At 64.6% G+C, this 10900-nt stretch carries 10 protein-coding genes; 5 read left to right on the forward strand and 5 right to left on the reverse strand.

Annotated elements, in window-relative coordinates:
- Positions 1-2146, forward strand: a 2146-nt coding sequence (locus tag WCE35_RS07030) for an efflux RND transporter permease subunit (RefSeq protein ID WP_424592626.1), incomplete at its 5' end; no start/stop codon positions are given.
- Positions 2147-2156: 10 nt separating this feature from the next.
- Here the strand turns inward: WCE35_RS07030 and WCE35_RS07035 are convergent.
- The 4 genes from WCE35_RS07035 to WCE35_RS07050 all read right to left on the reverse strand — a co-directional run bounded on the left by WCE35_RS07035 (position 2157) and on the right by WCE35_RS07050 (position 5692).
- Positions 2157-3122: an amidohydrolase family protein gene (locus WCE35_RS07035; RefSeq protein ID WP_424592627.1), complete on the reverse strand. Its 966-nt coding sequence runs from the start codon at positions 3120-3122 to the stop codon at positions 2157-2159.
- A 112-nt stretch (positions 3123-3234) separates the two neighbouring features.
- Positions 3235-3753, reverse strand: coding sequence for a GNAT family N-acetyltransferase (locus tag WCE35_RS07040; protein ID WP_424592628.1), 519 nt, complete (start codon positions 3751-3753; stop codon positions 3235-3237).
- Positions 3750-4031 (reverse strand): DUF1778 domain-containing protein, encoded by a 282-nt coding sequence (locus WCE35_RS07045; protein ID WP_424592629.1) that lies wholly within the window; start codon positions 4029-4031, stop codon positions 3750-3752. Before WCE35_RS07045 ends, WCE35_RS07040 begins: the two co-directional genes overlap by 4 nt.
- Before the next feature lie 218 nt (positions 4032-4249).
- Positions 4250-5692, reverse strand: coding sequence for a TolC family outer membrane protein (locus WCE35_RS07050; RefSeq protein WP_424592630.1), 1443 nt, complete (start codon positions 5690-5692; stop codon positions 4250-4252).
- 239 nt (positions 5693-5931) lie between these two features.
- Between WCE35_RS07050 and WCE35_RS07055 the strand changes: the two genes are divergently transcribed.
- Positions 5932-7797, forward strand: coding sequence for an acetyl-CoA hydrolase/transferase C-terminal domain-containing protein (locus WCE35_RS07055; protein WP_424592631.1), 1866 nt, complete (start codon positions 5932-5934; stop codon positions 7795-7797).
- 58 nt (positions 7798-7855) lie between these two features.
- Here WCE35_RS07055 and WCE35_RS07060 read toward each other — a convergent pair whose 3' ends face one another.
- On the reverse strand, positions 7856-8635 hold the full coding sequence (locus tag WCE35_RS07060) for an enoyl-CoA hydratase (RefSeq protein WP_424592632.1): 780 nt from the start codon (positions 8633-8635) through the stop codon (positions 7856-7858).
- A gap of 11 nt (positions 8636-8646) precedes the next feature.
- Here WCE35_RS07060 and WCE35_RS07065 point away from each other — a divergent pair, with 11 nt between their 5' ends.
- The 3 genes from WCE35_RS07065 to WCE35_RS07075 form a co-directional block, all read left to right on the forward strand.
- Positions 8647-9534 (forward strand): hypothetical protein, encoded by an 888-nt coding sequence (locus WCE35_RS07065; protein WP_424592633.1) that lies wholly within the window; start codon positions 8647-8649, stop codon positions 9532-9534.
- Between the two features lie 305 nt (positions 9535-9839).
- Entirely contained in the window at positions 9840-10385 is a 546-nt protein-coding gene (locus tag WCE35_RS07070; protein ID WP_424592634.1) for a sigma-70 family RNA polymerase sigma factor, read from the forward strand.
- 2 nt (positions 10386-10387) lie between these two features.
- The coding region (locus WCE35_RS07075; RefSeq protein ID WP_424592635.1) for an NrsF family protein at positions 10388-10900 on the forward strand (513 nt) is incomplete at its 3' end.

Raw genomic sequence — 10900 nt, forward strand, 5'->3', positions numbered from 1 at the left:
CCTGATCGACATCACCACCGCCACGGTGCTGCACAATATGGTGGTCGGGATGCTCCTGATCGTATTGCTGCAATGGATTTTCCTCGGCGATCTCAGAAGCGCGCTGATCGTCGGCGCGACGATCCCGTTCGCGCTGTTTTTCGCCGTGATCATCCTGGTGCTGCGCGGCGAATCCGCCAACCTGCTGTCGGTCGGCGCCATCGATTTCGGTCTGATCGTCGATGCCACCGTGATCATGGTGGAAGCGATTTTCCGCCGCCTGTCGCAAACCACGGCGCTGTCGGAAGCCGAGCGCAGCCACATCTCCTTCGAGACCACGATGGGAATGAAGAGCCATGCGATCCTGTCGGCCGCGGCCGACGTATCGCGCTCGATCTTCTTTGCCGCCGCCATCATCATCGCCGCGTTCCTGCCGCTGTTCACGCTGAGCGGCGTCGAAGGCAATATCTTCGGTCCGATGGCGCGGACCTATGCCTATGCGCTGGTGGGCGGTCTGCTCGCGACCTTCACGGTGACGCCGGCGCTGAGCGCGATCATCCTGCCCGCGCATCTCGACGAGACCGAGACCTGGATCGTGAAGCGGCTGGACCGGCTCTACGTGCCGGTGCTGGACTGGGCGATCGCAAACCGCAGGATCGTGATGGCCGCCGCCGCGGGTCTTGTGATCATGACCATCGCGTTCGCGCGCCTGCTCGGCCTCGAATTCCTGCCCAAGCTCGAGGAAGGAAACTTGTGGATTCGCGCCACGCTGCCGCCGACGATTTCGCTGCAGGAGGGCAACGCTTACGTCAACGAGATGCGCAAGCTGATCCGTGCCCGCCCGGAAGTGGAATCGGTGGTATCGCAGCATGGACGCCCGGATGACGGCACCGATGCCGCCGGCCTGTTCAATGCCGAGTTCTTCGCGCCGCTGAAACCGGCGGGCGAATGGCCCGGCACCCACGACAAGGAAGAACTCACCGGCCAGCTGCTGGCGGAGCTGCAAAACAAATTCCCCGGCGTCGACTTCAACTTCTCGCAATATCTGCAGGACAACGTCTCGGAGGCGGTATCGGGCGTCAAGGGCGAGAACTCGATCAAGCTGTACGGCAACGATCTGCAGGCGCTGACCGATACCGCCAACAAGATCAAATCCGTGCTCTCCACGGTGCAGGGCATCACCGACCTCGCGGTGTTCACCTCGCTCGGCCAGCCCACCATCCAGATCGATATCGATCGCGCGCGCGCCGCGCGCTACGGCCTGTCGCCGGGCGATATCAACGCCACCATCAAGGTCGCGGTCGGCGGCGACAGCGCCGGCGATCTCTACGAGCCCGGCAGCGACCGGCATTTCCCGATCATCGTCCGCCTGGCGCCCGAATATCGCAAAAGCGCCGAAGCGATCCATAATTTGCGGATCGGCGTGGCCGGCGCGAGCGGGGGAATAACCCAGATACCGCTGAGCGAAGTGGCCTCGATCAACCTGATCTCGGGCGCGGCCTACATCTACCGCGAGCAGCAGGAACGCTATCTGCCGATCAAATTCTCGGTGCGCGAACGCGACCTCGGCAGCGCGATCCAGGAAGCCCAGCAAAAGGTCGCGAGCCAGGTCCAGCTTCCGTCGGGATCGCGGGTCGAGTGGGTCGGCGAGTTCGGCAATCTGCAGGATGCCATCAAGCGGCTGTCGATCGTGGTGCCGATCAGCCTCGCGCTGATCGCGGTGCTGTTGTTCCTCAATTTCGGTTCGATGGTCGACACGCTGCTCGCCATGAGCGTGATCCCGATGGCGATCTTCGGCGGCGTGCTGGGGCTCCTGATCTCGGGCATCCCCTTCAGCGTGTCAGCGGCGATCGGCTTCATCGCGCTGTTCGGCATCGCCGTGATGGACGGCATCATCATCCTGTCGCAGTACAATCAGCTGATCGATGAGGGTTTTGACCGGATGCGGGCGGTGCTGCGCACCGGCGAGCTGCAATTGCGGCCGGTGCTGATGACCTGCGTCGTCGCCGGCGTCGGGCTGTTGCCGGCGGCGCTGTCGGAGGGGATCGGGTCGCAGGTGCAAAAGCCGCTGGCCGTGGTGGTCGTCACCGGCATGATGCTGGCGCCGCTCGTCATCCTGGTAACGTTGCCGGTGCTGATCTCGGCGTTCTCGCGCCGGGCACGGTAGCAACGGCCGGTCAGAACCCGTAAAGCCGCGCCGGATTGTCGACCAGGATCTTCTTGCGGATGGCGGCGTCCGGCGCCCAGACCGGGAGCTGGTTGAGCAGCCGCCCGTCGTCGATCTGGAACAGCGGCGTCACGTCGGTGATCTGCCGTCCGGGCGGCGTCACCGAATCCGGATGCGGCCAGTCGGTGCCCCAGACGATGCGGTCGGCATTGGCCGTAATCAGCGCCTGCGCCAGCGGGGCCGCATCGGCATAATCGGGCCCGAGTTTGGATGCGCGGTAGGCGCCGGAGATTTTCACATGGGCCTTGCCGGATTTCACCAGTTCCAGGAGATCGGCAAACCCCGGCTGGTCGACCCCGAGCGCGGCCTGCGCGCCGCCGAAATGGTCGAACACGACCGGCACCGGGGAGGCCGCGACGAGGTCCTTGATCGCGGAAATCATCGCGAGACTCGTGAACAGCTGCACATGCCAGCCGCGCGCCTTCACCCGCTCGACTGCGGCAGCAAAGCGCGGCCGGCCGACGGTCGGATCGTTGACGCCGCCGGTGGCGAGATTAAGCCGGATGCCGCGGATGCCGGCCTGCGCCATGGCGTCGAGATCGGCCTCCGATGTCTTGTCGTCGATGACGGCAACGCCGCGCGCGGTCGCGCCGCGCGCTTTCATGCCAAACAGCGTCGCCGAATTGTCGGGACCGTAGATGCTGGGCGTCACGATCACCACGCGCTCGATGTGCAGCGCCTTGTGCAAGGCCGTCATCCCCTCGGGGGATGCCAGTTCAGGGGTGTAGACCCGCCCGGCAAAGAACGGGAATTTTGCGGGGTCCGGATGGATGTGGGTGTGGCAATCGCAGGCGCCGGCCGGGATGTCGAAATTCACCGGCGTCGAGGGCTGCGCCGCTTTGGCAAGAACGGTTTTGCTGTTCATGCTCGCTCCCGCGGCGATGGAGGCCAGCATCATACTGCGTCGCGTCAGCATTGGCGTTCTCCCTGGATTTTCACACCTGCTATTTTCTTCGTGACAGAGTAACACGTCCTGACCCGGCAACGCACGCGCCCTGCGCGGCGGAGTGCTGCTCACAAGGCCCACGCTACCCTAGCATTCTCCTCGCTTCGTCGATTGCAATCATCAAGGTCATCGGCTCGATGGGAGAGGGGCGAAAGCCGTATCTTTCATAGAAGGTCCTTGCCTGATCCGAGATGGCATGGACCAGGATTGCGCGCACGCCGACGGCATCTGCCGCGCTGATGGCGCGCAGAACTGCATTGGACAGCAGGTCTGCCCCTAACCCCCTGCCATGCCAACTCCGATCGACAGCGAGCCTGCCGAGCAGCAAGACGGGCACGGGATCCGGCATGTTGCGCCGAACCTTTCCGGTTGCCGCGCCATGCAGGATTGATCCGGCAGCGAGGCTGTAATAGCCAACGACCCGCCGGCCTGCGCAAAGCACGAATGTTCGTGATGCGCCTTCCTCTTCGTTACGCCGGGCGCGGCGCTTTAGCCATTGGTCCAGCGTCACCACGCCGGATTCGAATGCTTTCAGCTCGTGATCCGGTGCAAGTGGTTCGGGAGGGGCAAGAGCATGGGTGCCGGTTGTGCGGGGTATCATTCTTCCCAAGCGGGCTTGCGGGCAAGTAGTCTCCGCAATTTGGGATTGTTCTTGGGAGCGGCTGCGAGCGCCGCCATGAATGCATCCCAGCGTTTTTGATCAAGTTGAAACACCCGGCGGTCTGCCAAAGTATCCAGGGCCGCGTTGAGGCCGGTATCCAGCAGGAACTCTGACAATGTCTTATTGGCAACGGCGGCGGCGCGTTGCAGCGTCAGTTTGGCTGCCGGTGTCATCCGCAGGTCAACGCGCTCGGATCGTCCTTCGATAGTGTCGGCCATCGGGTCTCCTCGTTGCTCAGCACCATATCTTGCTGAACCATACCAGACCGTACATTGTCAGGACAGAGGGAAGTGGCGAAATTTGTGAGTATTTCGCCAGGTCGATCAAATCGATGCGCGTGATGTTGGCGGATAGTTCGCTGCGCACGGTGTCGCCGACCGAGAACAGGGAGCTGTTCGATCTCGATCTTTCCGTATGCCTTGAGCAGGGCTTCGGCTCACTGCCCCGACGGCGTGCGCAGGCCGTGCCAGGCGTCGCGCACCTGATGGTAGTGCACTTCCGGCAGATAATCCGGCGTATTGAGCCCGAGCGTCTTGACATCGAGCCGGCCGATCGCGCTGAGCAGGGTGTAGGAGGCGATCACGCGATCGCGCTGCGCGCCGATCAGCCGCGCCTTGGCCTGGATCAGATCCTGCTGCGAGTTGAGCACGTCGACCGTGGTGCGCTGGCCGCCGGCGGCTTCCTTCTGCACGCCCGCCAAGGCCACGGTGGCGGCACGAACCTCGGCTTCGGACGCGGCCACCGCGATCTTGGCGCCTTCATTGGCGACCCATGCGCTGACGGCCGCGGTCCGCGCCTGGTTGCGCACCTGGTCGAGCACCAGCCGGCTTTGCGCCGCCAGTTCCTTGGCCTGACGGGTCTGGGAGGCCGCGGTGCCGCCGTCATAGATCGGCTGCGTCAACTGGCCGACCACCGACGCCTGATCGGTCCTGGACGTGCCGAGCGTCTGGTCCGACTGGCTGCTGTGGCTCGCGCTGCCCTGCATCGTGATGCTCGGCAGCAGGCTGCTTTCGGCAACCCTAATCACGCTCGAGGCGACATCGACGTCGAAGGTCGCGGCCATCACCGCCGGATGTTCCCGGAAGGCGAGGTTGGTGGCGTCATCTCGGCTGCGCGGCAGATAGCGGTCCACGGTCTCCGCGGGGCGCAGCAGCGCCGGCGGGTTGCCGATCACCTGGGCATAGGTTGCCTGGCTGATCGCAAGGTTGATCTCGGCGGCGTTGAGGTCGGCGAGGCCGCGGCTGAGCCGCGCTTCGGCCTGCGCGGTATCAGTCGGCGTCACGTCGCCGGCATTGAGGCGCTTCTGGGTGATCCCCTGGGTCTCCCGCAGGAAGGCGACGTTGGCCCGCTGCGCCTCGACCAGCGACTGATTCGCCAGCACGTTGGTGTAGGTGGTGACGGCGTCCAGCAGCACGCCCTGGCCGACATTGCGCAGCGCTTCGCGGCCGGATCGCACCTGCAGTTCGGCCACGCGCACGCTGTTGGCGGTCTTGAAGCCGTTGAACAGCGTCTGCGTCACCGTCACCCCGATTTGCCAGGGTTTCAAGGTCGCCGACTGCACGGTGTTGTCAGGCAGCAGGTTGCGAACCGCCTGCAGGCCGCCGGAGAGGCTTGCCACGATCTGGGGCCGATATCCGGCCAGCGCCTGCGGTACGTTTTCGTCGGTGCCACGCTGACGCGCCCGTTCGGCATTGAGGTGCGGGTTGGTCTGATAGGCCTTGGCCAGGGCCTCCGGGAGGCTTTCCGCCCGGGCCGCGGTAGCGGCAAAACCCAGCACCGTGGCTGCGGCAAGAGCGACGCAGGTCACCACGCCAGGGCAAATGCTCGATCGAAGCAGGTGCCCTGTCACGTGGCCAACTGTAGCGGCACGCCCAACCATTTGATCTCGCAGCAACCTTTGCCGTCCGCCGACCGATGCCGTTCGACTCGTCTACCTGTTTACGGGGCGGCGGTGCCACAGGCAAATTGCCGGGCGAGAAACGCACATCAATTCGGATCCTGGCTGTTGCCGGTTCATCACAGACGAGCATCGGCTACAGATACGTTATAGCATCCGACGGCTGGTGCCCGACTGACGGGCGGTCGGCGATCCAGTCACGTCCCGGATCCCTAAACTTGATGCCAAAAATCTTCTCCGACCCCGAAGCGATCGCGGAGGACATTGTCCGCGAGGTTGGAACCAACCTCGTTGTCGGGCTGCCGCTCGGGCTCGGCAAAGCCAACCATATCGCCAATGCGCTCTATGCGCGGGCCGCCGCCGACCGCTCGATCAACCTCACCTTCCTCACCGCGCTGACACTGGAAAAGCCGAAACCTCGCAATTTGCTCCAGTGGCGCTTCATCGGTCCAGTGATCGACCGGCTGTTCGGCGCCTATCCCGACCTGGCCTACGCCGGCGCGCTGCATGCCGGCGCGTTGCCGCCCAACATCAAGGTGATGGAGTTCTTCTTCCTGGCGGGCAGGTGGCTTCACGTGCCGTTCGCCCAGCAACACTACATTGCGGCAAACTATACCCACGCGTCATCCTATCTGCTGGCGCGCGGGCTCAATGTCGTGGCCCAGCTGGTGGCCAAGCGTGTCATCGATGGCGTCACCCGCTACAGCCTGAGCTGTAACACCGATATCACGCTGGATATCCTACGGGCCCGCCGCGAGGGCGCCGCTTCGTTCAAACTGATCGCGCAGGTCAATTCCGAACTGCCGTTCATGCCGGGCCCGGGCGATCTCGCCGCGGACGAATTCAGCGCTGTGCTCGACAGCCCGGAGACCGACTTTGCGCTGTTCGCCCCGCCGGCCGAGCCGGTCAGCGACACCAAATATGCGATCGGCCTTCATGCCGCGGGACTGGTGCGCGACGGCGGCACGCTGCAGATCGGGATCGGGCAGATCGGCGACGCGCTGGCACAGGCGCTGGTCATCCGCCATCGCCACAACGCACAGTTCCTTGACATCATGAAGCGGCTCACGCCAGGCACCGAACGGCGCGCAGTGCTGGAGACCGCGGCCTTCGAGCAAGGCCTTTATGGCGTCAGCGAAATGCTGTTCGAGGCGTTTCTCGGCCTGATCGATGCCGGCGTCCTCAAGCGCGACGTCGACGGCGTGGTGCTGCACGGCGCGTTCTTTCTCGGGCCGAAATCGTTCTATCGCGCGCTGCGCGAGATGCCGCCGCAACAGCTCGCGCGCATCCGGATGATGCCGGTGTCGTTCACCAATGAACTTTACGGCGAGGAAGGCGCAAAACGGCGGGCGCGGGTCGACGCCCGCTTCGTCAACAATGTGATGATGGCGACCTTGATGGGAGCCGCGATTTCCGATGGCCTGGAAGACGGTCGGGTCGTAAGTGGCGTCGGCGGCCAGTACAATTTCGTGGCGCAGGCGTTCGCGCTTCCGGGCGCGCGGTCGATTCTGGCGTTGGAGGCGACGCGTCAGGCCGGGGCGAAGACGCGATCGAATATCCGCTGGAACTACGGCCACGAGACCATTCCGCGGCATCTGCGCGATGTCTTTGTCACGGAATACGGCGTCGCCGATACGAAAGGAAAATCCGACGCCGAGGTGATCGCGGCGATGCTGCGGATCACCGACTCCCGCTTTCAGCCGGAGCTGGCGAAAGTTGCCAAGGAAGCCGGCAAGCTGCCGAAGAATTTTGAAATACCACCGGCGCATCGCGAGAATTTCCCCGAACGGATCGCGGACGCCCTCAGGCCCGCCCGCGAGGCGGGGCTGCTGCCGTCATTTCCGTTCGGCAGCGATTTCACCGCGGTCGAGCAGCGGCTGATACCGGCACTGCAGATCTTGCAGGAGGCGCAGCCGAGACCGCTTCGGCTGCCGGGATTGCTGTGGCAGGGGTTTTTCCGCCGGCCAGACGTCGCCGACCAGGAATGCCTGGCGCGGCTCGGGCTCGATCGCCCGGTGACACTTGCGGAGCGCGCCTATCGCGCGCTGGTCAGCGGGGCGCTGGCGAGGAGCAGGGGCGCCGGCTAGGTTCGTGTCCCGGACGCGGCGCGGCACGGAGTGACGCGACGCATCCGGGGCACGAGACCTATCGGTTCTTGTTCACCGGCTTGCGCTTCTCGATGAACGCCGCCATGCCTTCGGAGCGGTCTTCCAGCGCAAAGGTCGCGTGAAACAGGTTACGCTCGACGTTCATTCCCTCCGACAGCGGCGTCTCGAAGGCGCGGTTGATGGCTTCCTTGGCCATCGCGGCCGCGGGACGCGACATCGCGGCGATCTTTTCGGCGGCCGACAACGCCTCTTCCATCAATTTGTCCGCGGGCACAACCCGGCTGACCAGGCCGGACCGTTCGGCTTCGGCGGCATCCATCATGCGCCCGGTAAGGCACAGGTCCATCGCCTTGGATTTGCCGATCGCGCGTGTCAGCCGCTGCGTTCCGCCGATGCCAGGGATGGTGCCGAGCGTGATCTCCGGCTGGCCGAATTTCGCGGTGTCGGCGGCGATGATGATGTCGCACATCATGGCGAGTTCGCAGCCGCCGCCGAGCGCATAGCCGCTGACCGCCGCGATCGTCGGCTTGCGGCATTTGGCGAGGCGGTCGCCGCCGATGGCGGCAAAGTCGCTGGCGAACATGTCGATGAAGGTCTTGGGCTGCATCTCCTTGATGTCGGCGCCGGCCGCAAAGGCCTTTTCGCTGCCGGTAATCAGGATGCAGCCGACCCTGTCGTCGGCCTCGAGGTCGTCGACCGCCATCGCGATCTCGCGAAACACGCCAAATGACAGCGCGTTGAGCATCTTCGGACGGTTCAGCGTGATGACGCCGACCGCGCCTCTGCCCTCGACAATGATGTATTCGAACGTGGCCATGACCCACCCCGGTGCCTGAATGCGCGGGCAATGTGCCCGCTGCCGGGATCGGCTTCAAGTGGGGCAACGCTGCGTCCCGCATGGCGGGCAGCGCCATCCCGGCGACACGAAGCATCGTTCGATCCGCCGCTTCGCATCGCCGGGAACCGCGCCGTATTTATGCCATCAGCATCCGCGCAGCGGAGGCCATCGTCAGCAGCGCACCGAAGCCGATGAAAATCTTTCCGATCAGCGAAGTCGGATCCGAGCCATCGTTGCCATCGGCCACAACCGGCGCGGCCCTGGCCGAGGCCATTCCCACGGTCTCGGCCGCGGGTGAGTTCTGTGGCAGGGTGCGGTCGACATTGTTGAGCTGGTCGGAGGCGACCGACAGCGTGTCAGCCGCGGGCGCTGCGTCGACCGGCTTCTCGGCCGCCGCCCACAGCATCGTGCTGGCCTTCGCGGACATCGCCGCGGCGCTGTCCGCCGGCGGAATTGCGGACGTCATCTGCGCGTTGGCGTCGGCGACCGGGCCAGCGATCGCGGGTAAGCCAGCGCTCGCGGATAAATTGAGACCCTTATTGAGACCCTTGGCGTCAGCGACGTTGGTGTCGGCTTTCCTGGTCTCGGAGGATTTCGACGTGTCGGAGGACTTCGACGCTACCCTGCCATATCGACGATGCGCGTACCGTTTCCAGTGCCGCGCGCCGTGTTTGAGGTACTTGCCGGACGTCGCGCGTTCCGATTTCGAAGTTGCCGCCGTTTCGTCTGCGCTGGCCGCGGTTGCTGGGGACGGCTCGGCAAAACAAACAAAGAGCCCGGTCGCCAGTATCAAGGCGGAGCGGCCGCTGGCGTTGATAATCATCTGGCAATCTCTCCGTTTGCCGCCCCCCGAAGCGAGAAGAGACCCCGCCGCGTGACCACAGCGGGGCAGAAAAGGGGAATCTTCGCGCTAGCCACAGGCGAAAGCAGGGCAGGCGGCCTTGAGTTTGCCTCTCTTCCGGCCATTTTCCTTTTGGTGGGGATTCCTCCCTTGGCGCGCGTCGGCGGGTGCAGGCCGGTGTAATCGATGTTATGAGCCCTCCGGTATGGAAGCCGCTGTCTCGATTCCCGAACGAGGACGCTCGATCCCGCTGCTTCAGGATTTCCGATCACGAATTCGTGATCGGAAATGTTCAGATGTAACAAATTGAAAGATCGACCGAATTGCAATGTGGGAGCGCGCGTGCGCGAAGGTGAGGACGAATGGACCGGCCTGATGCGGTCGGCCATTTCAGGCGACAATGCGGCGTATCATCGCCTGCTCAAGGCCGTCACGCCGGTGCTCCGGGCCGCGGCGCGCCGCGGTCTGGCGCGTGCCGGGCAACCGGTCGATCAATCCGAGGATATCGTGCAGGACATTCTGCTGGCGGTGCATTTGAAGCGGCATACCTGGGACGTCAGCGCCCCGTTTGCCCCATGGCTGTTTGCGATCGCCCGCAACAAGCTGATCGATGCGCTGCGACGCCGGGGAAGACGGATTTTCGTCAGTATCGACGATTTCGCCGAGACGCTGCCGGGCGAGTCCGCCACGGAGACGGCATCCGCGAGCGAGATCGCGGCCCAACTGCGGTCGCTGCCGGCTCGCCAGCGCGACGTGCTGCAGGCGATCGCGGTCGAAAGCGCCTCGATCAAGGATACGGCGGCAAGATTTTCAATGAGCGAAGGCGCGGTGCGGGTGGCGTTGCATCGGGGGCTCACCAGCCTGACGGCGAAGTTGCGGGAACAATGAGAATGGATACCGATCAGCTCATTCGAACCCTTGCCGCCGACAATGTGCCGCGCGCGCGGCCGGTCGGTCTTGTACTGATGCTGGCATTGCTCGCCGCGGCGCCGGTCGTGCTTCTGATGTTCTTCGCCGAGCTGGGCGTCAGGCCCGATGCCATGACCGCGATACATAATCCGTTCTTCGATCTGAAGTTCGCGGTGACGCTGGCGCTCGCGATCTCGGCTTGCGCCGTCAGCCTGCATCTGTCACGGCCGGAAGCTTCCCTGCGCGGCCTTGGATGGTGTCTGTTGATTCCAGCCGGCATGCTTGTCGCCGCGATCGGCAGCGAGATGATGATGCCACAGCGGCTGCCGATGATGACGCGGCTGGTTGGCCACAATTCGCGGGTCTGCATGACGGCGATTCCGGCGCTGTCGCTGCCGATCCTGGCCGGCGCGCTGATCGGCCTGCGCCACGGTGCGCCGGCGCGGCCCGCGGTTGCCGGCGCCGTTGCGGGGCTGATGTCGGCGGGACTGGCG

This window comes from Bradyrhizobium sp. (assembly GCF_049691595.1).
Lineage (GTDB): Bacteria > Pseudomonadota > Alphaproteobacteria > Rhizobiales > Xanthobacteraceae > Bradyrhizobium.

Excerpts from the sequence above, each read along its gene's own strand:
- WCE35_RS07035 (WP_424592627.1), bottom strand. The coding sequence starts at position 3,122 with ATGCTGACGCGACGCAGTATGATGCTGGCCTCCATCGCCGCGGGAGCG.
- WCE35_RS07040 (WP_424592628.1), bottom strand. The coding sequence starts at position 3,753 with ATGATACCCCGCACAACCGGCACCCATGCTCTTGCCCCTCCCGAACCA.
- WCE35_RS07045 (WP_424592629.1), bottom strand. The coding sequence starts at position 4,031 with ATGGCCGACACTATCGAAGGACGATCCGAGCGCGTTGACCTGCGGATG.
- WCE35_RS07050 (WP_424592630.1), bottom strand. The coding sequence starts at position 5,692 with ATGGTTGGGCGTGCCGCTACAGTTGGCCACGTGACAGGGCACCTGCTT.
- WCE35_RS07055 (WP_424592631.1), top strand. The coding sequence starts at position 5,932 with ATGCCAAAAATCTTCTCCGACCCCGAAGCGATCGCGGAGGACATTGTC.
- WCE35_RS07060 (WP_424592632.1), bottom strand. The coding sequence starts at position 8,635 with ATGGCCACGTTCGAATACATCATTGTCGAGGGCAGAGGCGCGGTCGGC.